21 protein-coding genes, 1 tRNA gene and 2 pseudogenes are annotated in these 24,321 nt (G+C 57.4%); 12 read left to right on the top strand and 12 right to left on the bottom strand.

The genetic code is table 11. The annotated features are described in order from the left end of the window. Positions 1-939: 939 nt before the first annotated feature. Together SJI03_RS03225 and SJI03_RS03220 are read left to right on the top strand one after the other, a co-directional pair. Positions 940-2,205 carry a lipopolysaccharide biosynthesis protein gene (locus SJI03_RS03225; RefSeq protein WP_322426226.1) on the top strand — a complete coding sequence of 422 codons (1,266 nt, stop codon included), beginning with the start codon at positions 940-942 and terminating at the stop codon, positions 2,203-2,205. Between the two features lie 321 nt (positions 2,206-2,526). Then, positions 2,527-3,473, top strand: a pseudogene (locus SJI03_RS03220) (IS1595 family transposase). A 125-nt stretch (positions 3,474-3,598) separates the two neighbouring features. Here the strand turns inward: SJI03_RS03220 and SJI03_RS03215 are convergent. Next, positions 3,599-5,149, bottom strand: coding sequence for a DEAD/DEAH box helicase (locus SJI03_RS03215; protein WP_322426225.1), 1,551 nt, complete (start codon positions 5,147-5,149; stop codon positions 3,599-3,601). A 321-nt stretch (positions 5,150-5,470) separates the two neighbouring features. On the opposite strand from SJI03_RS03215, the gene SJI03_RS03210 reads away from it, so the two are divergent. Then, entirely contained in the window at positions 5,471-5,731 is a 261-nt protein-coding gene (locus SJI03_RS03210; RefSeq protein ID WP_322426224.1) for an oxidoreductase-like domain-containing protein, read from the top strand. Here the strand turns inward: SJI03_RS03210 and SJI03_RS03205 are convergent, their stop codons facing one another. Further along, positions 5,732-7,414: a methyl-accepting chemotaxis protein gene (locus tag SJI03_RS03205; protein ID WP_322426223.1), complete on the bottom strand. Its 1,683-nt coding sequence runs from the start codon at positions 7,412-7,414 to the stop codon at positions 5,732-5,734. It abuts the gene before it with no gap. Positions 7,415-7,979: 565 nt separating this feature from the next. On the opposite strand from SJI03_RS03205, the gene SJI03_RS03200 reads away from it, so the two are divergent. Together SJI03_RS03200 and SJI03_RS03195 are read left to right on the top strand one after the other, a co-directional pair. Next, positions 7,980-8,699, top strand: coding sequence for a Crp/Fnr family transcriptional regulator (locus SJI03_RS03200; RefSeq protein WP_322426430.1), 720 nt, complete (start codon positions 7,980-7,982; stop codon positions 8,697-8,699). A gap of 175 nt (positions 8,700-8,874) precedes the next feature. Beyond that, complete coding sequence (locus SJI03_RS03195; protein WP_322426222.1) at positions 8,875-9,537, top strand: hypothetical protein; 663 nt, start codon at positions 8,875-8,877, stop codon at positions 9,535-9,537. Between the two features lie 134 nt (positions 9,538-9,671). Here the strand turns inward: SJI03_RS03195 and SJI03_RS03190 are convergent, their stop codons facing one another. Next, positions 9,672-10,052 (bottom strand): GFA family protein, encoded by a 381-nt coding sequence (locus SJI03_RS03190; RefSeq protein ID WP_322426221.1) that lies wholly within the window; start codon positions 10,050-10,052, stop codon positions 9,672-9,674. A 133-nt stretch (positions 10,053-10,185) separates the two neighbouring features. Between SJI03_RS03190 and SJI03_RS03185 the strand changes: the two genes are divergently transcribed. Next, complete coding sequence (locus SJI03_RS03185; RefSeq protein ID WP_322426220.1) at positions 10,186-10,677, top strand: DUF4265 domain-containing protein; 492 nt, start codon at positions 10,186-10,188, stop codon at positions 10,675-10,677. 15 nt (positions 10,678-10,692) lie between these two features. Here the strand turns inward: SJI03_RS03185 and SJI03_RS03180 are convergent. Together SJI03_RS03180 and SJI03_RS03175 are read right to left on the bottom strand one after the other, a co-directional pair. Further along, positions 10,693-11,157, bottom strand: a pseudogene (locus SJI03_RS03180) (DUF2947 family protein); the annotation flags it as partial. 56 nt (positions 11,158-11,213) lie between these two features. After that, positions 11,214-11,939, bottom strand: coding sequence for a pyridoxine 5'-phosphate synthase (locus SJI03_RS03175; RefSeq protein WP_322426219.1), 726 nt, complete (start codon positions 11,937-11,939; stop codon positions 11,214-11,216). Between the two features lie 123 nt (positions 11,940-12,062). On the opposite strand from SJI03_RS03175, the gene SJI03_RS03170 reads away from it, so the two are divergent. Beyond that, a complete protein-coding gene (locus tag SJI03_RS03170) occupies positions 12,063-12,776 on the top strand; it encodes a YjjG family noncanonical pyrimidine nucleotidase (protein WP_322426218.1) in 714 nt (237 codons plus the stop codon). Positions 12,777-12,872: 96 nt separating this feature from the next. Next, positions 12,873-13,349, top strand: coding sequence for a DUF2726 domain-containing protein (locus SJI03_RS03165; protein WP_322426217.1), 477 nt, complete (start codon positions 12,873-12,875; stop codon positions 13,347-13,349). Between the two features lie 15 nt (positions 13,350-13,364). Here SJI03_RS03165 and SJI03_RS03160 read toward each other — a convergent pair whose 3' ends face one another. After that, entirely contained in the window at positions 13,365-13,700 is a 336-nt protein-coding gene (locus SJI03_RS03160; RefSeq protein WP_322426216.1) for an FKBP-type peptidyl-prolyl cis-trans isomerase, read from the bottom strand. Between the two features lie 334 nt (positions 13,701-14,034). Here SJI03_RS03160 and SJI03_RS03155 point away from each other — a divergent pair, with 334 nt between their 5' ends. The 4 genes from SJI03_RS03155 to SJI03_RS03140 all read left to right on the top strand — a co-directional run bounded on the left by SJI03_RS03155 (position 14,035) and on the right by SJI03_RS03140 (position 16,917). After that, positions 14,035-15,336 (top strand): MBL fold metallo-hydrolase, encoded by a 1,302-nt coding sequence (locus SJI03_RS03155; protein ID WP_322426215.1) that lies wholly within the window; start codon positions 14,035-14,037, stop codon positions 15,334-15,336. 357 nt (positions 15,337-15,693) lie between these two features. Further along, a complete protein-coding gene (locus SJI03_RS03150; protein WP_322426214.1) occupies positions 15,694-16,053 on the top strand; it encodes a transposase in 360 nt (119 codons plus the stop codon). Beyond that, positions 16,050-16,706 carry an IS3 family transposase gene (locus SJI03_RS03145; RefSeq protein ID WP_322426213.1) on the top strand — a complete coding sequence of 219 codons (657 nt, stop codon included), beginning with the start codon at positions 16,050-16,052 and terminating at the stop codon, positions 16,704-16,706. Before SJI03_RS03150 ends, SJI03_RS03145 begins: the two co-directional genes overlap by 4 nt. Beyond that, complete coding sequence (locus tag SJI03_RS03140) at positions 16,696-16,917, top strand: integrase core domain-containing protein (protein ID WP_322426212.1); 222 nt, start codon at positions 16,696-16,698, stop codon at positions 16,915-16,917. The genes SJI03_RS03145 and SJI03_RS03140 overlap by 11 nt, the downstream gene beginning before the upstream one ends. A gap of 283 nt (positions 16,918-17,200) precedes the next feature. Here the strand turns inward: SJI03_RS03140 and SJI03_RS03135 are convergent. From SJI03_RS03135 to SJI03_RS03110, 6 genes are all read right to left on the bottom strand, one after another. Further along, positions 17,201-17,279: transfer RNA gene (locus tag SJI03_RS03135), tRNA-Ile, on the bottom strand. 111 nt (positions 17,280-17,390) lie between these two features. After that, the gene (gene rpoD / locus SJI03_RS03130; protein WP_034779848.1) at positions 17,391-19,631 is read right to left on the bottom strand and encodes an RNA polymerase sigma factor RpoD; all 2,241 of its coding nucleotides are present in this window, start codon (positions 19,629-19,631) and stop codon (positions 17,391-17,393) included. A 464-nt stretch (positions 19,632-20,095) separates the two neighbouring features. Then, positions 20,096-21,892: a DNA primase gene (gene dnaG, locus SJI03_RS03125; RefSeq protein ID WP_099376654.1), complete on the bottom strand. Its 1,797-nt coding sequence runs from the start codon at positions 21,890-21,892 to the stop codon at positions 20,096-20,098. A gap of 130 nt (positions 21,893-22,022) precedes the next feature. Next, a complete protein-coding gene (locus SJI03_RS03120) occupies positions 22,023-22,475 on the bottom strand; it encodes a GatB/YqeY domain-containing protein (RefSeq protein WP_058049818.1) in 453 nt (150 codons plus the stop codon). Between the two features lie 190 nt (positions 22,476-22,665). Further along, the gene (rpsU, locus tag SJI03_RS03115) at positions 22,666-22,878 is read right to left on the bottom strand and encodes a 30S ribosomal protein S21 (RefSeq protein ID WP_008451879.1); all 213 of its coding nucleotides are present in this window, start codon (positions 22,876-22,878) and stop codon (positions 22,666-22,668) included. 183 nt (positions 22,879-23,061) lie between these two features. Next, positions 23,062-24,276: an NAD(P)/FAD-dependent oxidoreductase gene (locus SJI03_RS03110; RefSeq protein ID WP_322426211.1), complete on the bottom strand. Its 1,215-nt coding sequence runs from the start codon at positions 24,274-24,276 to the stop codon at positions 23,062-23,064. Positions 24,277-24,321 lie beyond the last annotated feature (45 nt).

Here is a 24,321-nt window from a genome sequence, read left to right as displayed (position 1 = left end):
TAACTCTGCACGCCAGAAGCAGCTATTTTAAACGAAGTAGCACACCCCAGACTGTGCGGCATGACTAAGAACACCTAACAAAACCTACTGCGCGTTGCGACTTACAGCCGCAAACATATCCGGCCGCAGCAGGCCTAATACATTCGTACAGCTCCGCTTCGCAGGCCGACGAGAACGCCGAGCCTCACACCCGCTCGCTACCGTTTTGTTAGGCGCTCACTACGCATCAGGCACATCAATCCAATCAACAAAAGCAGGAAGGCCGTTCGATACTTCACCTGACAACGGCGCCCAAGCATCAGCTTATCGGCGTCCGCCCCCTGGTGCCGATGACAGCATTTACCCTGCTATGCTTCGCACCTTACATGACAAACCACGATGGCGCCAACGTCAGGCCCGGCCTCGAAGTCCCTATTCGATACATGGAGGCAAGCAGGTACCTGAGTGAATATCTTTTGAATCGTTACACTTGCTAGCATAGAAACATAACACCTCAACCCGGCAGCAGCATCCCTTATGATATACGCCCGCCCCCCCTTGCGCAGCAAGGAAATAGCAAGCTTTTACACCTTGTCACAATTGCCCATGATGAATTACACCCAAACCCTTATAATGTTGTATGTTGCTCGCTGGGATTAGTGTGTGCGCCTGACTGGGCTCATCTTGAGAAAAATCTTTCTCATGCTTAATTTTTAGCTACAGCGTCTCTTCAATTTCCATCCCAGCCCAAGCGTAACTACCCAGCCATTACGAATCAATGATTTACGTAAATCACCCATTAAAAGCATCTCGCATCATCGGCAATTCCGCGCAGAACGCGATCATTGACGTATTAACACAGATATCCAATAATTGCAACCAATAGATTTTAAGTTTCTTCACAATAACAACAGGGGGCGCATAGTCACCCCGACAACTCTGTACAATTGAAAGCAACAAATGCCTATCGAAAAAAACGATATGAAAGAAGGAATTTTGGAAACACATGATGCGTTAGTCGCGGAAGATAAGGACAGCAAGGAACTCAATCTGACAGATCTGGCCGTCATGTTGTGGCGTGCGCGCGGATTGGTTGCCGGCATTACCATCCTGGCCATGGTGCTAACGCTCACGACCGCCATTTTGACAGGGAAATATAAGAGCGAAGGTTTTTTCCAGTTTGGCGGCGCAATTCCAATAATGCCGGTTGCGGATAAACTGGCCAAGGAACCGCCACCGGGAATCGCTCTGTCGAACTATAAGCGTTATGAAGCCGTATATAATAGCGCCGAAAAGTATTCCGATTTTTACGTACAAAATAAGCTTGCAGGAGACGTCAGCGCTGAATCGCTGCTACAGAAAATCAATTCACGAGAAGGCATCAGCAACCTGATCGAGCCAATTTTTCCGTTTACAAAGCTTGATGCCAAAAAACTTGGCATGGAATCTAATAAAGATGAAAGCAATAATGTCATTGGTTTGCGCATCAATTATGTAGCAACGACACCGGACATGGCGCGAAGTGCCGTATTACTATTAGGTCGCTATGTAATGGACGCCATCATATATCAGAATTATTCTGATATGTTGCGCTTCAAGGATATTGAAATTTCCACAAAAATCACAAAACTCGACAATGACATTATTGAACAAAATGAAAAGCTGGAAGAATTGGTACGTAAAAACCGGGAATTGAAATCTATCATCTCACGCTATCCCGTTTCCACCGAGCAAGGAGCACGTCAGGTCGTCTCGGTAACAGAGGAGACTGCCCGCTATCTTTCGCCAACCGCCCAATTAACAACCAATGAAGTTGAAGTCGCTGAAACGAAAGAGAAACTAATAAAAATCCGGCGTGATAAAACACAAACCGTCATATTAGGTGAGTATTTCGGTAAAACTAAAGATATGTTAAACGGTACCAAATCCGGTGAAAGTGTTCTGCGTGGCCTCGAACCTATCAAGATAGCCACTTTCAAGGACAAAGATCTGGACAATGAAGTGATCAAGGAGGTTTTCAACCGGATCACTATTGAAAATCAAACTGCGAGTAGCTTATATTTGCAAAAGAGCCGTTTCATTGCCGGCCCAGATTTGCCGCAACATCGTACAACGAGTCTGTTGATAGCTTTATTGACGGGCCTCGCCTTGGGATTCATATTGGCGGTAGGCGTTGTTGGCGGTCGCTTGTGGTGGAAAAACAACAGCCTGAAACTGCAAAAGTAAACCTGGCAGTGCGGACAGGCCATGAGCATCCATGCTCATGGCCTGTCCGCAATAACTCTTGGGCAAATCTGACGTATTCATACCCAACTGGAAATGATGTCGCACTCAACTATTGAGGACGTCTGCCTATTTCAAAAAGAGGAAAGCCAGGCAACGCGGCTAAGCCCTGGCCTACAGACGCAATCCGCACCAGCAAATCCAATCTTGCGTTCTCGCTAGATGACGTAAAAAAGGTTCTGTCATCGACAAATAGGAGAAATACCGGAATCTTCCGTTGGCCGTGCTGTCTGGCTCTGCATACTTACCACACGGAAGCAGATCATGCAGCCAGTCGAATGGATCAGCCTTATCGCGCAGTTTTGCGCAGTTGAACCGACGCCAGCGGCAGGCGTCCATGGCCCTGCTGCGTGGCAACGCGCCACATGACGCGACCGTCGCACTTATGGAAAGTGTGGTGCAGCCGCGATTGACCTGTGCCGCCTGCCGCTCGCCTCATCTGCACCGGCATGACTATGCGCACGGCCTGCAGCGCTACCGCTGCGTACCTTGCAGGCGTACCTCAATGCCTTGACAGGTAACCCCGCTGGCCCGTTTGCGCCACAAGGCGCTGTGGATCGCCTATGCTGATTGCCTGCTCGATTCCGCCTCGGTGCGCCAGGCCGCTCAGCAGCTGAGGTTGCACCGCAACACCACATTTCGCTGACGCCACCTCGTTCTCAGCGCAGCCAAAACGGAACGGATGCATGGCATTGCCGAGGCCGATAAACTGTGTGTGCCGGCATCAGAAAAGGGATCCAGGCAGATGACGCGTACGGACCGCCGCCGGGACGGCTATGCGCAGCGGTACGGTATTTCGAATAAGCAAGTCTGCATCTTGATGGCGCGTGACCGCACCGGCAAGACCCTTGATTGCGTCACGGACAAAGGGGGATGACAAGAGCACAGCTGCACCGCTGTTTGTTGTCCGTTATCAACCAAGATATTCTATTGGCAACCGATAGCCATGCCTCCTACCCGGCCTTTGCCAGAGAGGCGGGCATCAGCCACCAGGCCGTCAACTTGGGCACCGGCATCCACGTGCGGGGTGCCCCCCACGTGCAGAACGTCAACGCTTATCACAGCCGCTTGCGCGAATGGCTACTGCCCTTTCACGGCGTGGCGACGCGCTAACTGCCGAACTACCTGGGCTGGCACCACAGGCGCATCCTTCACCAGAAACGTTATTGAAAACAACGCTGGGCACACTCCCACATCTGACGGTGACATAACCTAAAGAACGGCAATATTCACAGAGCGTTGCCGGTTTTTTCTTTCAAAGTCGCCCAGCAAACTTGCCATCCCCTCCCCCTTTTTTTGCCCACGCATACGATACATCGCTCGGCACAGACGGATATTATTGCTTCAACAATCCACCCAGCAACGCCGCCACCTTCTGTTTCGGCTTGGCCGCGGCAGGCGCCATGCTGGCGGCAGCCGGGGCTGCTGCCTTGGCGGGCTCATATGGCTTCAGGAACCAGGGATCGGCCTTTTCGCGGCGGGCACCGGGACCAAAGGCGGGACGCGCACCGCGCTCGGCGGAGCGGCTGTCGCGGCTCTCGCCGGCATGGCGGCTCTCGGGGGCGCGCGCGGGACGCGCCTCGCCACCTTCGCTGCGGCGCGGCGGGCGGCGCTCGCTGTCATTGCTGCGGGCGGGAGCCGGGTTGAAGCCCGTCAATTCACCGCGCTTGATGCTTTGCTTGATGAGTTTCTCGATATCGGCCAGCAAGCGCTCATCTTTATCCGAGTAGATCGAAATGGCGTCGCCCGAGGCGCCGGCGCGGCCCGTGCGGCCGATGCGGTGCACATAGTCTTCCGCGTTGTACGGCAAGTCGAAGTTGATGACGCAAGGCAAGTCGGAAATATCCAGGCCGCGCGCCGCCACGTCGGTGGCCACCAGCACGTCGATCTCGCCTTTCTTGAACGACTCCAGCGCCGCCATGCGTTCCTGCTGGCTCTTGTCGCCGTGAATCGCCGTGGCGCTCATGCCTTCCTGTTCCAGCACGCGGGCCAGGCGCGAGGCGCCGATCTTGGTGTTCGAGAATACGATGACCTGCTTCAGGTCGCGCTGGCGCAACAGATGGGCGACTAGGGCATGCTTCTGGTCTTCCGTCACCTTGTAGACCACTTGCGTGACCTTGTCGGCCGTCTGGTTGCTGCGCGCCACTTCGATCGTCAGCGGATCGTTGAGGAAGGTGGCGGCCAGCTTCTTGATTTCTGGCGAGAACGTGGCCGAGAACATCAGATTCTGGCGTTGCTTAGGCAGCAAGTTGATGATGCGCTGCAAGTCAGGCAGGAAGCCCATGTCCAGCATGCGGTCGGCTTCATCCATGACCAGCATCTGCACCTGGCTCAGGCTGATGTTCTTTTGCTCGATATGGTCGAGCAAGCGGCCCGGTGTGGCGATGACGATTTCCACGCCACCACGCAGGATGACGGTTTGCGGCTTCATGTCCATGCCGCCAAAGACGACGGTCGAGCGCAGCGGCGTATGCTTGGCGTAAGCCTTGACGTTTTCGGCCACCTGCACCGCCAGTTCACGCGTCGGCGTCAGGATCAGTGCGCGCACCGGATGGCGTGCCGGCGACATGCTGCTGCTGGCATGCGCCATCAGCAACTGGATGATCGGCAAGGAAAAACCGGCCGTCTTGCCGGTGCCCGTTTGCGCGGCACCCATCACATCGCGGCCTTGCAGCACCACGGGAATCGCTTGTTCCTGGATCGGTGTCGGATGGGTGTAACCTTGGTCGGTCAGTGCGCGCTGGATTTCAGGCGCGAGGCCAAAGTCGGCAAACGTCAGGCTGGGGGCAGCGGGTGCGGCAGGTGCTGGTGCAGGCGCAGCGGCGACGGGCGCCGCTTCAGGGGCAATCGCCGGGCTAGGCGTAGGAGTCGATTCGGTTTCAGACATAAATTTTCTGGTGTGCCTCCGCACTGCGGAAGCCATGCTTTCTCAATAAACAACATTTCGGGGCGCAGGCAGCTCCGTCTTGCAAGCCATGGATCATTGTTCTTGCGGCACCTCCGTGCTCCGGGACATGCTGTAGGGCGTATGCGGGAGCGTCGAAGAGATGTGCTGCGATGGCGGCGGAGATCGCGCCGGCGGAACATCGCGCGCAGAAGATACAATATCAGTGCTGTAAACGATACCCTAATTCACCGCAACTGTACACGGAAACCGTGATTTTTGAGCAAAAAGCGTTCCAGCAACGGCGCACCGGGATGCCGTATCATGCGTGCTCCGATGCCAGCTCCGCCGTCCCCTGCCCTCACCATGCCCACCCCGCCCTTGCCCCACGATCCGCAACCGCAGCCGCCCAACAAACCGGGCAATGACGAGTGCTGCCACAGCGGCTGCACCTTTTGCGTGCTGGAAATGTACCAGGAAGACCTGGCCGCCTACGAAGACGCCCTGAGAGCCTGGCAGCAGCGCCAGCAAGCCGCTGCCGCGCCCGTCACCCAGGGCGTCAAGAAACCGCGCAAGCGCGCTTAATCAGAAGCTTTCCCACTCATCCACTGGCGCTGCGCGACGCGCCGTGCCGGCCAGTTGACGTGGCGCAGCTGCCGGCGTCACGGCTGCCGGCGCCTTGACCGCCTTGACAGGCGCACGCGGTGCGGCAGCGCTGGCCACATCGAGCTTGAAGATGCTGACCACTTCGCTCAGGCTGGCAGCCTGCTCTTGCATCGATTCGGCCGCCGCGGCCGCCTCTTCCACCAGGGCTGCATTTTGCTGCGTCACCTGGTCCATCTGGGCGATGGCCTGGTTAACTTGTTCGATACCGGCGCTCTGCTCGCTGCTGGCGGCCGTGATCTCGCTCATGATGTCCGTCACGCGGGTGATGCTGGCAACGATGTCATCCATCGTGCGGCCCGCCTGATTCACCAGTTTCGATCCCGCCTCGACTTTCTCGACCGAATCACCGATCAGGATCTTGATGTCCTTGGCCGCCGCGGCCGAACGTTGCGCCAGGTTGCGCACTTCCGTGGCCACCACGGCAAAGCCGCGTCCCTGTTCGCCTGCACGCGCGGCCTCGACGGCCGCATTCAGGGCCAGGATATTGGTCTGGAAGGCAATGCCGTCGATGACGGCGATGATGTCGACGATCTTGCGCGACGAGGCATTGATCGACGCCATCGTGCCCACCACCTCACCGACCACCTTGCCGCCCTCGATGGCGATGCTCGACGAGGTCAGCGCCATGGTGTTGGCCTGGCGCGCATTGTCCGCATTCTGCTTCACGGTCGACGTCAGCTCCTCCATTGACGAGGCCGTTTCTTCCAGCGAACTGGCCTGCTCTTCCGTGCGCGACGACAAGTCCTGGTTGCCGGCGGCAATCTGGCTCGACGCCGTGGCGATGGTATCGGTGCCGCTGCGCACCTGACCCACCAGCGTCTGCAGGCTGGCATTCATGTCTTTCAGGGCCTGCATCAATTGCCCCGTTTCGTCTTGCGATTGCACAACAATATGCGCCGTCAAATCGCCGGCCGCCACCTGGCGCGCCACGCCGACGGCCGCGATCAGCGGACGCGCCACGCTGCGCGCCACCCACAGCGCCAGCAGCATGCCAACGACGACGATGCCCACCACCAAGCCGATCAGGCTGGCGCGCGAGGCCGCATACGTTGCGTCGGCGCTGGCGCTCGAGCGCACGCCGCCATCCGTATTAATCGACACCAGTTTATCGAGGAGCACCATCATGTCCGCCATGACCTTGGCGGACGGCCCCACGGCCAGTGCGCGCGCCTCTTCTTTTTTCATGTCGCGCGACAGGCTCAGCATGGCTGCATGCAGGCGCATGAATTCATCGTTGAGCGCCAGGAAGCGCTCGAACACTTCCTTCTCGCCCGGTTCGGAAATCAGGCTGCGATACTTGTCGCCGTCTACCTTCAGCTTGGCCTGGGTTTCCGTCATGCGCGCTTCATTCTGCGCCATGTCGGCATTCTGCGCGGCCAGCATGTGCGCCAGTTCCCAGCGGCGGAAATCGCTGACGTCGCTGCGCATGGACATGGCCGCCAGCACGCTGGGCATCCAGTTGTCAGACAAGTCGGTCGACGCGGTATTGATGCGCGCCATGGAAAAGATCGCCGACACGCCCAGCGCGGCCGTCAACAGCAGCACGGCGCCAAACGACAAGATCAGCTTGGTGGCAATTTTCAGATCAAAAAACCATTTCATGCGTTGCTTTCCTTCATTAAACGGGTCAACGGGACAAGACAGCCACGCGCAGTCAAAGGTACGGCGCGGGCAGTGGGGCGACCAAGGAAGGCATCGCAGGCAGCAGCGGAAGGAAGCAGTGAGGGAGAGCAAGGGCAACGGCTCATCCCGACACACGAGTCAAATTTCCGCAATGCAACATTTTATCACCGTCGTAAGACGACACAGAGTGGTTTGATCAAGGCATTCAGCCAAAGTTCGCGGGTAGCGGGCAGCGTGGCGTATTTTTTTGTTCAAGCATGGCTGTTTCCACTGGGAAAAATGAAGGAACAGGCGTAGGAGTCGGATGACACGAGGCAATGTTCCTAGCCTACATAAGCGCGTCGGCTCATCCGATGCCCGTCCGCGGCCCCTGGTTCTATAGTGGATACAAGATTCAGCACAACGCTAGCAAGCCATAAAAGCAGCGCCATCCAACAAAATCAGAAGACGAGGCCCTACCATGTACAAAGCTTATAGCAACCTGACACCAGCCACGCATACCCACGCCGCCCAGCACAACTGGCAACCCGCTCCCGCCACGCCCATGATCAGCATCACGGGCGCGCAACAGAACGAATTGCTGCGCGCCTTGTCGCGCGCCGATCTGGAGCGCCTGTTTTGCCAACTGGAACTGGTCGCTTTGCCTGCCGGCAAGCACCTGTTCGATTGTGGCGGCAAGATTGAATACACGTACTTCCCCACCAACGCCATCGTCTCCCTGCTGTATGTGATGGAAGACGGCGCCACCACCGAGATCGCCGTGATCGGCCGCGAAGGCGTGGCCGGCGTGGTGCTGTACGAAGCCGAGCGCGCCACCTGCACGGCCATCGTGCAAACGGCCGGTTACGGCTACCGCCTGAAAACAGCCTTCCTGCGCGAAGTGTTCAGTGAAGGCGGCGCGCTGGCGCAATTACTGATGCGCTACACCAGCGCCATGTTTGCGCAAATGGCACAGAACGTGGTGGGCGGCCGCCATTGCAGCATCGAACAAAAGCTGTGCCGCTGGCTGCTTGACCGCCTCGACCGTTCGCTGTCGAACGAGCTGAAGGTGACGCAAGACACCATGGCCAACATGCTGGGCGTGCGCCGCGAAAGTGTCACCGTCACGGCCCGCAAGCTGCAGGACGAAGGCTTGATCCAGTACCGCCGCGGCACCGTCGAAGTGCTCGACCGCGAAGGCCTGGAAGCGGCCGCTGGCAATTGCTACAAGGCAGCGCGCGCCGGTTTCGAACAGTTCCGCAGCGGCATCAGCACACACAATTAAGCCACGTTGCAAGGTGGTGCGACAGAAAAGCAACACCTTGCACCACCATTTTCCACTTCGTCTTGCCTTGCAACAATCCAGCCTCTATCATTCCCGCTGAAATTACCCAATGGAAACTTTAGTTTCCATTGGTATATTTATCGCGTGATTAGACTAACGACTGGAGTCCGTAAGCATGAAACAGCATCACCTGATCGCCGCCTTGCTGGCTGGCATGTTCTGCGCAAGCCAAGCCCAGGCAGAAATGGCCATCGCCGCCGACCTGGGTACGACCGGCGTCGGCGCGCACCTGAGCGTGCCGCTGCAATCGAATCTGAATGCCCGTTTTGGCGTCGGCTTCCTGAATTACTCCTACGACTCCAGCACCGACGATGTCGACTACAAGCTGAAACTCAAACTGCGCACCTTCGACGCCCTGCTCGACTACTTCCCCATGGACGGCGCCTTCCGCGTGAGCGCCGGCGTCGTATACAACGGCAATAAAATCGATGCCAAAGGCAAGCCGAACAAAAGCGGCAGCTATACACTGAACGGCAACACCTATACGGCAGCCAGCGCTGGCCAGCTGGACGGCACCATCGATTTCCGCAAGGTCGCCCCCTACATCGGCATCGGCTGGGGCAACCCGGTGAAAGACGCCGGCTGGGGTATTTCCAGCGACATCGGCGTATTGTTCCAGGGATCGCCTAAAACCTCGCTGCGCAATACCGGCTGCGACCCGCTGGTGTGCGCCGCCCTGAAAACGGACGTGGCCGCTGAAAACGACAAACTGGCCGACAAGGTCAAGGATTTCAAGGCTTACCCAGTACTGCGCATCAGTGCCAGCTACCGCTTCTAAGCACGCCGCCTGACGCCAAGCCGTCAGGCAAGATATAAAGGCACGCCACGGCGTGCCTTTTTCATATCCTGGGCACCTGACAAGTACCGCAGGCCAGCGTAGCGGCATGCTGCCCTGCTGCAAGCCGGGCGCGGCTAGTCAGCTGCAATGGTGGCGGCCGGCCACCAGCCCGGCCTGGCATCTTCAAACGAGTGATATTCGGGCGCAAAGGCCGCCTGGGTGGGATCATCAAAACTGCCGACCAGCAAAGCCACCGTTGGCGCATCGTCGATGGCGCCGATGGAACTGCCACAAGCGGCGCAAAAGGCCCGGCTGGAATACTCGGAAGAGCGGTAAGTGGCCGGCACACCGGCCGTGCCCGTCCAGCGCACTTGATCGCGCGCAAATTCCACCCACGCCACCGTCGGCGCGCCAGTGTGCTGCTGGCAATTCCGACAGGAACAGCTGTGCGGATTGCCGCCCTCGCCTGTCACTTCAAAGCGCACCGCGCCACATAAACAGCCACCTGTTTGCACCACATTCTCCATTGCCGCTCCCCGTTTGCACTGTTGCGTGCCCTGCCAGCAGACACGTACCCGGTACAATATTGCCATAACCCCCAACCTGGCGCGACCCATAGCGCATCGCGCCGGCACTATGAAAGAATGAATGGAAGACATCAATTGCGAAGGCTTGCCGCATATCCGCGTACTGGCAGGCGAAAACACCGACGGCCCCGTGTATGAAACCCTGCCCGCGCGCCAGATCGACGAGCACGTCTACGAACTGCTGGCCTCGCCCGGCCTGACCCTGAACCTGGCGCGGGGCGACATCGTCAACATCGCCGACCCGCTGGCCCCCGCCGAAGTCTTAAAGCGCGGCGGCAACTTCTGCATCCAGATCTATGCCGACGATGTGTCGCAAGCAGCAGTGGACCAGCTCGAACGCGACGTGCAAAACCAGCTGGGCGGCACCCTGGATGGCCAGTACAAGGGCAACCTCACCTTCAGCGTGCCGGGACACCACGGCATCTACAACGTCAACGGCCCCTTCGACGCCTTCCGCGAAGCGACGGGCGTGGAATGGTACTTCGCCAATATCTACGTCAACCTCGATGACGACGATGATGAAACCTTGCTTAACTGGTGGGTGGATATGTAATCGCTGTTCGTGCACTCAGGTAGCGGACTGCAGCCCGTCCTCGCCACCCGCCAACTCCCCATGCGGCCGGCACCAGACGAACTTGCCTGTCACTGGCTGGTACAGCAAGGGACTCTCATCGGAAATGGCCAGCAAACAAGGCCAGCATGCGGCAAGCGCGGCCGGTGTCAGCGCATAGGCGCGCGCCCGGCTGGCCATGAAAAATACGGGCATTGCCCCGGCGGCATGAAAGTGGGAAGAGAGGAACGCGGCCACGCGGCCCTGCTGTGCGGGGTGTTCCCCGGAAACGGCATCGAACTCGGCCAGCCAGTCCGGCCCCGATACCGTCGGCTGCAAGCGATGCCCCTCACGCAACTGCATGGGATGCGTCTCGTCGGGCTGGGCCGACACATGGCGCGTCCACAGTTGCGCCGCCGCATCGGGCGTCAGCGCTTGCACCTGCGCCAGCGTCTGTGCCGTGACGGCAAAGTCGGCATCGAAGAACGGCCAGTCCGGCTCAGGCTACAGCGGCCGGCCAGCGTCGGCGCCCAAGGCTGCTACGATTGACATATCTCAAGATAGCTGCCGAGCACCTTGTCCATGCCCAGCTCAAGGCACTCAACCACCAGCGCATGGCCGATCGATACTTCCAGGATGCCGGGAATGTCCAGGAAGCGTGCCAGGTTGTGCAAATCGAGGTCATGCCCGGCATTCACGCCCAGGCCCAGCGCCTGCGCCCGCCGCGCCGCCTGCAGATAGGTATCAAACACGGCATCGGCCTGCGCGCCGCCATAACTCTCGGCAAACCGCTCCGTGTACAGTTCAACCCGCGCCGCCCCTACCTCGCGCGCCCATTCCAGCGCCGGGTAATCGGCATCGACAAACAGACTGACGCGGATGCCCAGGTCGTTCAATTCCGCAATGACGGGACGCAACAGCGTTGCGTGCTGTTCAATGTCCCAGCCGTGATCGGAAGTCAATTGCCCCGGCATGTCGGGCACCAGGGTGCATTGCGCGGGGCGCGCGCTTTTTACGACTTGCAGAAATTCCGCCGCCGGATAGCCCTCCACATTCAGCTCGCGTCCCCGCTCTGCACACAGGCGCTGCAACGGGGCAACATCATCGTAGCACGCATGGCGCTGGTCCGGACGCGGGTGCAAGGTGATGCCGGCGGCGCCCAAGTCGAGAAAGCGCGCGGAAAATGCCAGCAAATCGGGGAAGTTGCGGCCGCGCGAATTGCGCAGCAGGGCGATTTTATTGACGTTGACGGAAAGCTGGGTCATGGGAGGGTGAAGTGAAAGTGACGAGTCTGGCAGCGATTGTAGCGGATCGCCCGCGCAGGGCACGGCCAACCGAACTCATCGCTACGTGCTACGATGCAAGACAAGTTCCTTTCAATACATACCATGACCTACCAGCTATTCCTGTTTGACCTGGACGATACCCTGCTCGACTTCCGGGCGTCCGAAAAACGCTCCTTCCTGCACACCATGCACGAACTGGGCTTGCGCGACGGCATCGACGCGCTGTTTTCCCAATACCAGGCGATTAACGTCGACCTGTGGAGACGTTTCGAGACGGGTGACGTCACCAAGGATTTCCTGAAAGTGGAACGCTTCCGCAAGACGTTTGCACTGAACGGCATCGCCATCGATCCGGAACTGGCCAGCCGTCTGTATCTGGAATCGCTGCCGGACACGGTCGTGCTCATCGATGGCGCCAAACAAGTGTGCGAAACGCTGTCGCGCATCGGCGAAGTGGGCATCATCACCAACGGCGTCGAGTCCATCCAGAAGCGCCGCATCGCCGCCTCCGGCCTGAGCGACTACATCTCCTTCGTCGCCACTTCCGAAGCGTGCGGCCACGCCAAGCCGGACGTGCGCTTCTTCGAATATGCCGCCAACATGGCGCGCGCATTCAGCAAGGACACGACCATCATCATCGGCGACCGCCTGGACGCCGACATCCTCGGCGCTAACCGCTACGGCATAGCCAGCTGCTGGTTCAACCCGGACAGCATGGCCAATACCTCGGCCGCCATCCCCACCTGTGAAGTGGCCAGCTTGCATGACATCGTGCCGGCGCTGGACGTGATGCAGATGAACTTGAAACAGGCTTGATCTTCCACAAGCGCACCACCTGAAATACGCTGGCAGCGGCACGAAACATGCCGCTGTTCGCGTACCATCAAGACTCGTCCATTCTGATGCCAGCCCATGCCTCCCTTCATCGTCCTGCTCGCCATCGCGGCCTTGATCCTGTTCTTTGCCATGCTGGCCACGCGCCAGACGGCCAAGTCGCGCAGGCCGCTGCGCCTGCACAGAAAACCCGTGATGACGGCGCGCGAACAGCAGATGTACCACCTGCTGCAGACGGCATTACCGGAATGCACGGTGCTGGCGCAAGTAGCGTTTTCCGCACTGGTGACGGCGAAAGGATGGGCCAACAGAAACCGTTTCGACCGCAAGGTGGCCGATTTTGTTCTGTGCAGCCAGCAACTGAACGTCATCGCCGTGATCGAGCTCGACGACCGCAGCCACGCCGGCCGCGAACGCGAGGACAAGGAGCGCGACGCCATGCTCAAGCTGGCCGGCTATGTCACCTTGCGCTATGCCAACTTCCCCACGCAGCAGGCGTTGCGCGCCGACATCGAGCAACTGTTGCTGCAAAGAGGCGACGTCGTTCCAGCCTGATTGCACCATCGCGTATCAATCGCGCGTCAGCACTTCCAGCAACTCAATCTCGAAGATCAAATTGGAATGCGGCGGTATCAAACCCATTTGCCGCTCGCCATACGCCAACGCAGCCGGCACCCACAGCTTGCGCGTGCCACCCACCTGCATGCCGTGCAAACCCAGAATCCAGCCCTGGATGACCTTGTTATTGCTCAACACACAGCGAAAAGGCTCACCCCGCTTGTGCGACGAGTCAAACTCCGTGCCATCTTCCAGCCAGCCCCGGTAGTGGGCCGTGATCAGCGCGCCACGCACCGCCGCCTTGCCATCGCCCACGACGACATCTTCCATCTTCACTTCAGCCGTCATCTCGTTTCATCCATCATCAATCGCAATGCCGCGATTGTACGACAGCGCGAAAAAGCGCAGGCAGTTACCCGCAGGGGCCTTTTTCTATTACTGCCAAATTCTGATGGGTATCTTGTGAGTCGAACACAGTACCAACGGATCGGGAGAAAAAATATCCAAACAGTAGCCGATGTTTACGTGGCTTAACAAGCAGTTGCCAGAGGTGTGTGAGTAAGTGTGTAAGCAAAGAAGCCTTACAACAAAAAAAAAATTTTACCCTCGCCTGTTTTGCTTGTTACAAGCAAGTGTCGCACGTAAAATGACCGCCTACACATTAGCATAAGTGAGTACATCAATGGAAAAAGTAGTAAGCAAAGAAGCAATCAGCGTTCGATACATTTATTCAGCCTGCGTAATAACAACAACACCTGACTTATCCATTCTTCACGATCCCTGGTTTACAGAAGGCATTTACGATGGAAGCTGGTTTCACTTCCCAAAGATCGAAAATCCGCTTGAAAGTATTGGCGATGTAGATTTCATCTACGTATCGCATATACATCCTGACCACTACGACAGTGATTTTTTGAAAAAATATTTCGAAAAATATGGCGTAAAAAAGGTATTGATAGCAAATCACTTACCAAATCATCTCGCAGGAAAAATGCGAGCAGATGGGATAGAGCCGACAATATTGACGGAAAAACTGACAATAGGTAAAACCACCGTAGAAATCATTCCTCAGAAAACAGGAAGTATTTCTGATATTGATTCAGCGATAATCGTTAAATATCAGGCGACCAACGACAAAACACATTGCGTGGTAAATGCCAATGATATTATTTTTGACGAGGAAATGCGCAGCCAGTTGAAATCCGTAGCCAATGAAGTTGATATTTTGCTTTGCGGCTATACAGGTGCAGGCCCCTATCCCCAAACCTACTTTGACACGTCAAACGATAAGCTTTTGGCTGAAGCCAACAATAAAAAACTGGCTTTTTTTGAGCGATACAAAACTCTCGTAAAAACAATAGACGCCAAAGTCAACATTCCATTTGCCGGAAAATATATTTTGGGCGGAAAACTTGTTGGACTGAATGATTTCAGAGGTGTTGCCGATCCCGTTGAAGTCCTGGAGTTTGATGAAAAAGCTGTTGTGCTTGCCGATAACGGCGGTGAAATCGATACGGACAATCTCAATCCAAGCCGCATCAGGAAAGAAAAATACGATGAGCGTGAAAAAATAAAACGTATTCAAGAAATACAAACAATGCGAATGGATTACGAACGTCTGATTGCAAAAGAAGAAATAGAACAACTTCCACTGAAACGTCTGCTTTTTCCCGCAAGTCGCAACGCGGTAAGCAAGTCTGAATGCGATGAAAACTATTATTTTTGCATACGACTGCCTAACGAACAAGTTGCCGTAATAAACGCCAATAAAAATGAACCTAAATTTTTAACATTTTTTGATAAGTCCGCTGCACTGCCAACGCCACATAGTGAAATCATTATTGATCCAAGATATTTATTTGGTTTATTGACTAATGTTTATCATTGGAACAATGCTGAAGTCGGCTCTCAGTACGATACTCGCAGGGTACCAAACAGCTTAAACAGAAAAGCGCAAGCATTCCTGAACTACCTGGCCATCTAATCAAACCAGTTCAGCAGCCGCTTTAAGCATAGCAGGACGCAAGTCAATGTAGCGTTGTATAGCCGCCATATTGCTGTGTCCTGCCAATACCACAGCACACGCACTCCAACGCCACGTCCTGCGAAGTTTGCAAGCCCCCCGCTGTTAATTAGGAGAAGAGGGATCCAAGTCTGCCATTCAGACCAAGCCACTAGCACCCTAAATAGCCATGATGGCATCTCCTCCATCCATACAGAGCCTCCCCTTGAATAACCATGATGGCCCTGCCAGAGCCGGTGCGGCGGTGCGGGGTCAAGTTGAGCTAGTCCGGTTTTCATGGACATTCTAATAGGGGACAATGTGCCCTGGAGGATACTCATGAAGAAGAAGCAACTACCTTCGAAGCGGGAGATCATTCCCACTTCACCGGAATCAACACTGAAGTTGCGCGCCACATTCACAGATGCATTCAAGCGCGATGCGGTAGCACGGCTGCGCGCAGGCAATCAAAGCGCCACTGATTTGGCGGTAGAGCTAGGGCTGCGTCGCAACCAGCTCTATAAATGGGCGAAGAAGCTCGATGAGCAATCCTTGGAGGATACCTTGCGTTCGCCAGGCCGGCCACCGACTGGCAATCTGAGCGAAATCGAACAGTTACGACGTGACCTTGCCAGTGCCCAGGAGGAGCTGGCCATCTTAAAAAAGTTAGATGCGTACTTAACTCGCCTAAAGAAGTGAAGTACGCTGTCATTGATGCGCACCGCAGCGAGTTTTCAGTCAAGTCGCTATGTCGTGTGCTTGATACCAGCCGCAGCCTGTACTACGCCTTCAAAAAGGCTAGGCCAAGCTTACGCAGCCAGCAGGACTTGGCTTTGCGTGCCAAAATCGTCGCCATCAATACAGCGCATCGCTGGGCCCCTGGGGGGGTGAAGATGTGGCATTTGCTTAAGGCCGAAGGCATCCAATGTGGGAAGCATCGCGTGATCAGGCTGCGCAAACTGGAAGACATTCAAACGACCCGCATGAAACGCTTTCGCGTCATGCACGCGAAAGAGCGTGTGCAGCCCCCAGCGCCCGATCTGGTCAAGCGCGCCTTTCAGGTCGATGCCCCTAACAAAATTTGGGTGGGCGACATTACCTCCTTGCGTACGAGAGAAGGATGGATCCATCTGGCCATCGTACTCGATTTGTTTGCACGTTGGGTGGTCGGCTGGGCCATGAATTCCACCCAAGCGGCGGCACTGCCGATGGCGGCGTTGAACATGGCATTGGCTCAGCGGCAGCCCTGCTCAGGACTGATTTTCCACAGTGATCAAGGCACGGTTTATGGGTGCAATGATTACCGTGAATTACTGCAAAAAACACGGTGTGCTGGCGAGTATGAGCCGTAAAGGCAATTGCCATGATAATGCTGTCGCCGAAAGTTTCTTTTCCAATCTAAAGAACGAAGTGATGCATGATCGTCTGTTTGCATCCCGAGAAGAAGCGAGGGCGGTGGTCAATGACTATATCGGGATGTATTACAATCGCGGCAGGCTACATCAAACCTTGGGCTACCAAACGCCAGCGCAAGTGGAAGCACACTTTCGTGTGCTTAATTAACTGTCCTGAAAACCCGAACTACCTCAAGTCTGCCATTCAGACACAAGCTCAATCATATCCGCATTGAACAACGAAGATGGCCTGTGACGTACTCAAGCGAATACAAGATTAAACGGCAGACAAAGTATGCAATGCTTATTACGTGCTCCATACCGCTTTAAAAATGAAAATAGCGACAAAGCCAGCTAGCCTATCCGAACGACAAAATCTTGCGATGATTGTTTCGCGCATAAAAAAAGCCCCAGCAGTCACCCGCCGGGGCTCATTCTATTGCTGCAAATTCTGGTGGGCCTCCCGTGAGTCGAACACGGCACCAACGGATTATGAGTCCGCTGCTCTAACCAAGCATGAGCTAGAGGCCCAAGGGGGACTGCGGCGGGGCGGCGCTGTTGATGCCCGCCTCGCGCGGCCGTTTTGGAAACGGACACGCGAGGATAGGGGTATCACGGGCGCACGTCAAGCCCTATTGGCTTCTAGTTGCCTTCCAAGAAGCTTTTCAGCTTGTCGGAGCGCGATGGGTGGCGCAGCTTGCGCAGCGCCTTGGCTTCGATCTGGCGGATGCGCTCGCGCGTCACGTCAAATTGCTTGCCCACTTCTTCCAGCGTGTGGTCGGTGGACATCTCAATGCCGAAACGCATGCGCAGCACTTTCGCTTCGCGTGGTGTCAGGGAATCGAGCACGTCCTTGACCACGCCGCGCATGGACGCGTGCAGGGCCGCGTCGGCCGGTGCCAGGGTGTTGTTGTCCTCGATGAAGTCGCCCAGGTGGGAATCGTCGTCGTCGCCGATCGGCGTTTCCATCGAGATCGGTTCCTTGGCGATTTTCATGATCTTGCGGATCTTGTCCTCGGGCATTTCCATCTTGATCGCCAGGGTGGCCGGATCGGGTTCCGCGCCCGTTTCCTGCAGGATCTGGCGAGAGATGCGGTTCATCTTGTTGATCGTCTCGATCATGTGCACGGGAATGCGGATCGTGCGCGCCTGGTCGGCGATCGAGCGCGTGATGGCCTGGCGTATCCACCAGGTGGCATACGTCGAGAACTTGTAGCCGCGGCGGTACTCAAACTTGTCGACGGCCTTCATCAGGCCGATATTGCCTTCCTGGATCAAATCGAGGAATTGCAGGCCGCGGTTCGTGTATTTCTTGGCGATCGAAATGACCAGGCGCAAGTTGGCCTCCGTCATTTCACGCTTGGCCTTGCGCGCCTTCATTTCACCGGCCGCCATCTGGCGGTTGATGTTGCGCAAGTCCGGCAGCGGCAAGACGACCCTCGCCTGCAGGTCGATCAGGCGCTGCTGCAGTTCCTTGACGGTCGGAATGTTGCGGCCCAGGATGGCACTGTACGCGTGTCCTGCGTTGACTTCGCCATCGACCCAGTCGAGGTTGGTTTCATTGCCCGGGAAGACCTTGATGAAGTGGGCGCGCGGCATGCCGCAGCGGTTCACGGCCACGTCGAGGATCTGCTTCTCGATATGGCGCACTTCGTCGACCTGGCCGCGCAGGGTGTCGCACAGCTTTTCCACGACCTTGGCCGTGAAGCGGATGCCCAGCAACTCTTGCGAAATGGCTTCCTGCGCCTTGGCATAGGGTTTCGAGTTGTAGCCTTCTTTCTCGAAGGCGCGGCGCATCTTGTCGAATTGCTGCGAAATGATGGCGAATTTTTCCAGCGCCGTGCGTTTCAGGGTTTCCAGCTGTTCAGCCGAGAAACCGGCCGCACCGGAAGCGCTCGCCTCTTCCTCTTCTTCGACTTCCTCCTCTTCCGCTTCGCCTTCTTCCTCGTCTTCTTCGACGGGTGCGGCCACGACAGGGGCTGCGGCGACCGGCTCGTTTTCATCGACGAGGCCGTCGACGATTTCGTCGATCTTGATCTCTTCGTTGGCGATGCGGTCGGCGGCGGCGATGATCTCGGCGATCGTCACGGGACAGGCGGAAATGGCCTGGATCATGTCTTTCAAGCCATCTTCAATGCGCTTGGCAATCTCGATCTCGCCTTCGCGCGTCAGCAACTCGACCGAGCCCATTTCGCGCATGTACATGCGCACGGGATCGGTGGTGCGGCCGAAATCGGAGTCGACGGTCGACAATGCCGCCTCGGCTGCCGCTTCCGCCTCGTCATCGCTGGTGACGACGGCAACGTTATCGGACAGCAACAACGTTTCCGCATCGGGCGCGTGCTCGTAGACGGCGATACCCATGTCATTGAAGGTACCGATGATGCCTTCGATGGCTTCCGGATCGACGATGTTTTCGGGCAAGTGATCGTTGATTTCCGCGTAGGTCAGGAAACCGCGTTCCTTGCCGAACTTGATCAGTGTCTTGAGTTTCTGGCGCCGGCGCTCGAGTTCTTCCTCGCTCGCTTCCGTGTCGGACGAGAACGCATCCTTCAGCAGCGCGCGCTCTTTCGCCTTGCGGTCCTTGGCCTTGGCCTTGTCGACGGCCTTCAGTTCGGCCCGCTCGACGGCGTTCAGGGCGGCGACTTCATCATTTTCTGGCTGGAATTCTTTTGGCTTGCGGCCGCGGCGGCCTGGCACTTTTACCGACGGCAAGACATAACCGGACGTATCGATCGCCGCCAGGGTGGCAGCGTCGGTGGTCTGGCTGACCACGGGCGCGCTGGTGACGCGCGCTTCTGGCCGGTCGAGCGCCTTTTCGGCTTTCGTGGTAACTTTAGTGGGCTTTACAGCCGCTTTGGATTCGGGTTTCTTGATTGGCACAGGCGCTTTCGATTACACAACGACTTGCTTTACGGTGGATTAGGATAAAGTTTGCTGCCAGTTCCCTGTCTACCTGCGGGAACCACCATCTTCGAACCTGCCGACTACGCAAATTCGACACTGTTACGTTACTTACACCTCATCGGCCACGATCCGCGGGAAGCGCAGCAATTCCTGTCCACCGGCTGTTGCCAGCCGTCTCGGCAAAAATTCCTGCATCGACCGCGTTGGGAGCGAGAGCCTGGCGCGGCTTGCCAGCGTCTGCGAGCCTTGCCCGCAACGCCGAAAACGCCAGTTGGCCCTGGCTGCCGACACGATCCACCGCGCCGATCAAGAGCCTAACTTACTGAAAACAAATACTATTTACGAAACAGAACTAGCTTGCCAAAGCACACAATACTTAGCATTTAATTATAGCACGCGAAAAATGTTTTTCCAGTGCGCGCCATACCCTCAAGACAAGGTTAGCGATTCACTAACTCGGCATCGCGTTCGCGTTCCAGCGCCCCCTGCTCCTGCATGATTTCGCGGTAGCGTACACCAATTTTCTCGGATGGCAAACCCGACGCAAACAATTGCTGCAATTCCGCCTTCAAGGCATTCAATTTGATCTCGCGGATGGTGCTCACCAGCCAAGACAATTCGCTGTCGTAATCGGATTCCGTGCCGGCCGCTATCTCGCCGATGATCTCGTCGTATTCGCTGCCCAGCTCCTTCAACTGCTGCGCCAGCGCGGCAAAACTGCCGTGCTCGCCCAAGGCCTGGCCCACGGCCACCAGCTGCCCCAGGCTGTGCGCGGCATCCGGCCCCAGGTGCTGGAAGGCGGCCAAGGCGGCCTCGTCGATGCGCATCGTCAGCGGCGGATGCGCCACCAGCATGCGCATGATCTTCAATTCCAGACCGACAGGCACGGGGCGGCCTGATTTCGGCGGCGCGCGGCGCGCCACGGCAACCGGTTTCGCCAGCTCGAACAGGGCTTCGATCTCGGCCGGCGTGGACTGCGTCAGCTGGGCCAGCCCGCGCACGATCTGCAGGCGCAAAGACGACGGCGCCATCAGTTGCAGCAGCGGCTTGGCGTCGAACTGCACGCGGGCGCGCCCTTCCGGTTCCGACAGATCATGCTCGCCCGACACTTCCTTCAGCAAGAACTGCGACAGCGGCATGGCTTCATGCACTTGCTGTTCAAACCCTTCGGCGCCGAATTCGCGGATATAGCTATCCGGATCGTGTTCCGACGGCAGGAACAGGAATTTGATGGTTTTATTGTCCGACACGTGGGCCAGGCTCGCTTCCAGCGCGCGGCGGGCGGCGCGGCGGCCGGCCTTGTCGCCGTCGAAGCTGAAAATCACGTTATCCGTCTGGCGCAGCAGTTTTTGCACGTGGGTGGGCGTGCACGCCGTGCCCAAGGTGGCTACTGCTTGCGGGAAACCCATTTGCGCCAAGGCAACCACATCCATATAGCCTTCCGTCACCAGCACGTAGCCGGCGTCACGGATAGCCTGGCGCGCCTCGAACAGCCCATATAGTTCGAATCCCTTGGAAAACAAGGGGGTTTCCGGCGAGTTCAGGTATTTCGGTTCGCCATGGTCGAGCACGCGGCCACCAAAGGCGATCACTTGCCCCTTGGTATTGCGAATCGGGAACATGATGCGTTCGCGGAAACGGTCGTAGCGCTTACGGTTATTGCCCTCTTCATCGACCTTGTCGATCACGAGGCCAGCTTCGGCCAGGGCCACCACGTCGTAATCGGGGAAGACGGAACGCAGATTGTCCCAGCCGCCGGGCGCGAAACCCATGCCGAAGCGAGCGGCCACTTCGCCCGTCAAGCCCCGGTTCTTCAGGTAGGCGATGGCTTCCGGCGCGTGGCGCAATTGCCCACGGTAATAATCGCAGGCCTGCGTCATGGCGTCGGACAAGGCCATGCTTTGCGCCTGGATCTGCGCGCGCTGGGCCGGCGGGATCTTGTCGTCCGCTTCCGGCACGACCATGCCCACGTTCTGCGCCAGGTCCTTGACGGCGTCGACAAAACCCATGCCCGAGTACTCGATCAGGAAGCCGATCGAGGTGCCATGCGCGCCACAGCCGAAGCAGTGATAGAACTGCTTGGTGGGGCTGACGGTAAAGCTGGGCGATTTTTCACTGTGGAACGGGCACAAGCCCATGAAATTGGCGCCACCTTTTTTCAGTTGCACATAGCGGCCCACGACATCGACGATATCGACGCGGTTGAGCAAATCGGAAATGAAGGATTGAGGTATCACTGGCTAGGGCGGGTCTTGTTATAGGTCAGACTATACTACCGCACGTGGCCTGAGGTTGAGCCAGGTCAACGTGTGGGCTGTTAACAGGCTGCCAGCGCGACGGCGGGCAGCCCTTGCTACTATTGTATGCTTACGCTGCCGGCGTCAAGGCTTTCTTGACCAGAGCGGACACCACCGTCATGTCGGCGCGGCCAGCCAGCTTCGGCTTGACGATGGCCATGACCTTGCCCATGTCTTGCGGACCGGCGGCGCCCGAGGCGGCCACGGCGGCAGCCACTTCGGCCGCCACTTCTTCGTCCGATAGGCCGGCAGGCATATAGCCCGCCAGGTGCACCAGTTCGGCTTTTTCGATGTCGGCCAGGTCGGCACGGCCACCGGCTTCGAACTGGGTGATCGAATCCTTGCGCTGCTTGATCATCTTTTCCACGATGGCCGTCACGTGGGCATCCGTCAATTCGATGCGCTCGTCGACTTCCTTGCGCTTGATTTCCGCCAGCAACAGGCGAATCGTGCCCAGCTTGCCCGCTTCCTTGGCGCGCATGGCATTTTTCATGTCTTCGGTAATTTGTTCTTTCAAGCTCATGGCAATCCTCGTTGGTCAGTAGGTGGGTGCTCGTGCGCGGCTAGCATCAGCGGGCCACAAAAGCGAAAACCCGCTGCGGCGAACCGGAGCGGGTATGCGACTCATCTGAAGTATCACTCCAGGCGAATCAAAACAAAACCCGTGGCGAACAATGCGCCGAACTACCCGGGTTGGTTCTGACTGAACAGTCTTAGAATAATTTTTTCGGCAGTTGTTGGCTGCGGATGCGTTTGTAATGACGCTTTACAGCAGCTGCCAGCTTGCGCTTGCGCTCAGCTGTTGGCTTTTCGTAGAATTCGCGTGCGCGCAATTCGGTCAGCAGACCCGTTTTTTCGATGGTGCGTTTGAAGCGACGCATTGCGACTTCGAACGGCTCGTTTTCTTTAAGGCGAATAGTGGTCATGTAAAATTCAAACCGTTGAGGTGGTGTATAGGAAGAGATAGATAGTAGCAGCTTTTATTCGGAAAGGGAAGCCCCTCCCCCACTTGCGTGCGGCATGCAGCCTGCGGTCGCTGCCGGAATGTGGCGTAAACCACGCACCGGGACCGGCGCACCGGGCGCCAGAACCCCATCCTACAGACTTGCTTACTGCAAGGCAATACCTGCCGCCACGCCGGAAGCCCAGGCCCACTGGAAGTTGTAGCCGCCCAGCCAGCCCGTCACGTCGACCGCTTCACCGATGAAATACAGGCCAGGTACCTTGTTGGCCATCATGGTCTGCTGCGACAGTTCGCGCGTGTCGATGCCGCCGCGCGTCACTTCGGCCTTGCGGTAGCCTTCGGAACCGTTCGGCACGATGGACCAGGCATTGATGGCTAGCCCCAGCTTGCGCAGCTGCGCGTCCGGCATATCGGCGATGCGCGCGTCCGGCGCCAGGCCGTTGACGGCCAGCAGGCAGTCGGCCAGGCGCTGCGGCAGCCATTGCGCGACGATATTGCCCAGCTGCTTCTTCAGGGTGCCCTTGCCTTCAATCAAGGTCTGCGCCACGTCCACTTCCGGCAGCAGATTGATGACGATGGGTTCGCCCGGCAGCCAGTAGCTGGAAATCTGCAAAATTGCCGGACCCGACAGGCCGCGATGCGTGAACAGCAAATCTTCGCGGAAACGCGCGCCCGTTGCCTTGCGGCCTTTCAGGCTGCCCGTTTCCACATCCACTTCCAGCGCGATGCCGGACAATTCCGCGAACGGCGCCCAGCTGGTCGCATCGAACGTCAGCGGCACCAGGGCCGGACGCGGTTCGACCATCGTCAAGTCGAATTGTTTGGCGATGCGGTAGGCAAAATCCGTGGCGCCGATCTTCGGGATCGACAGGCCGCCCGTGGCGATGACGATGCTGGCCGTCTCGATGTCGCCGCTATCGGTCTGCAGCACGAAGCCACCGTCATCTTGCTGGACAACATTGTCGATCTTGCACGGCATGCGCCAGTGCACGCCCCCAGCGGCGCACTCGTCCTTGAGCATCTCGATGATCTGCTCGGCCGATTCATTGCAGAATTGCTGGCCCTTGTGCTTCTCGTGGTAGCCGATCCGGTATTTTTTCACCAGCGCGAGGAAATCCTGCGGCGTGTAGCGCGACAGTGCACTCTTGCAGAAATGCGGGTTTTCCGAGAGAAAATTTTGCGGGGTGGCGTTAATATTGGTGAAATTACACCGCCCACCACCCGAGATGCGGATCTTTTCGGCCAGCTTGGCCGCGTGATCGATCAACACCACGCGCTTGCCTTGCTGGGCGGCAACAGCCGCACACATCATGCCGGCCGCGCCCGCGCCGATCACTGCCACATCAAATTGTTTTGCCATAAGAATTCCGGTCACCGCTGATTACAAAGACGCCATTGTAAACTG

It is taken from the genome of Janthinobacterium sp. GMG1 (assembly GCF_034427795.1).
In the GTDB taxonomy this organism is placed as follows: domain Bacteria; phylum Pseudomonadota; class Gammaproteobacteria; order Burkholderiales; family Burkholderiaceae_D; genus Janthinobacterium.
Note: the sequence above shows the minus strand (reverse complement) of the source record. Positions and strands in the feature narration are given on the sequence as shown.

Excerpts from the sequence above, each read along its gene's own strand:
- SJI03_RS03185 (WP_322426220.1), top strand. The coding sequence starts at position 10,186 with ATGGAAGACATCAATTGCGAAGGCTTGCCGCATATCCGCGTACTGGCA.
- SJI03_RS03170 (WP_322426218.1), top strand. The coding sequence starts at position 12,063 with ATGACCTACCAGCTATTCCTGTTTGACCTGGACGATACCCTGCTCGAC.
- SJI03_RS03110 (WP_322426211.1), bottom strand. The coding sequence starts at position 24,276 with ATGGCAAAACAATTTGATGTGGCAGTGATCGGCGCGGGCGCGGCCGGC.
- SJI03_RS03120 (WP_058049818.1), bottom strand. The coding sequence starts at position 22,475 with ATGAGCTTGAAAGAACAAATTACCGAAGACATGAAAAATGCCATGCGC.
- SJI03_RS03175 (WP_322426219.1), bottom strand. The coding sequence starts at position 11,939 with ATGACCCAGCTTTCCGTCAACGTCAATAAAATCGCCCTGCTGCGCAAT.
- SJI03_RS03225 (WP_322426226.1), top strand. The coding sequence starts at position 940 with ATGCCTATCGAAAAAAACGATATGAAAGAAGGAATTTTGGAAACACAT.
- SJI03_RS03140 (WP_322426212.1), top strand. The coding sequence starts at position 16,696 with ATGAGCCGTAAAGGCAATTGCCATGATAATGCTGTCGCCGAAAGTTTC.
- SJI03_RS03210 (WP_322426224.1), top strand. The coding sequence starts at position 5,471 with ATGCGTGCTCCGATGCCAGCTCCGCCGTCCCCTGCCCTCACCATGCCC.
- SJI03_RS03200 (WP_322426430.1), top strand. The coding sequence starts at position 7,980 with ATGATCAGCATCACGGGCGCGCAACAGAACGAATTGCTGCGCGCCTTG.
- SJI03_RS03215 (WP_322426225.1), bottom strand. The coding sequence starts at position 5,149 with ATGTCTGAAACCGAATCGACTCCTACGCCTAGCCCGGCGATTGCCCCT.
- SJI03_RS03205 (WP_322426223.1), bottom strand. The coding sequence starts at position 7,414 with ATGAAATGGTTTTTTGATCTGAAAATTGCCACCAAGCTGATCTTGTCG.
- SJI03_RS03165 (WP_322426217.1), top strand. The coding sequence starts at position 12,873 with ATGCCTCCCTTCATCGTCCTGCTCGCCATCGCGGCCTTGATCCTGTTC.
- SJI03_RS03150 (WP_322426214.1), top strand. The coding sequence starts at position 15,694 with ATGAAGAAGAAGCAACTACCTTCGAAGCGGGAGATCATTCCCACTTCA.
- SJI03_RS03160 (WP_322426216.1), bottom strand. The coding sequence starts at position 13,700 with ATGACGGCTGAAGTGAAGATGGAAGATGTCGTCGTGGGCGATGGCAAG.
- SJI03_RS03195 (WP_322426222.1), top strand. The coding sequence starts at position 8,875 with ATGAAACAGCATCACCTGATCGCCGCCTTGCTGGCTGGCATGTTCTGC.
- SJI03_RS03155 (WP_322426215.1), top strand. The coding sequence starts at position 14,035 with ATGGAAAAAGTAGTAAGCAAAGAAGCAATCAGCGTTCGATACATTTAT.
- rpsU (WP_008451879.1), bottom strand. The coding sequence starts at position 22,878 with ATGACCACTATTCGCCTTAAAGAAAACGAGCCGTTCGAAGTCGCAATG.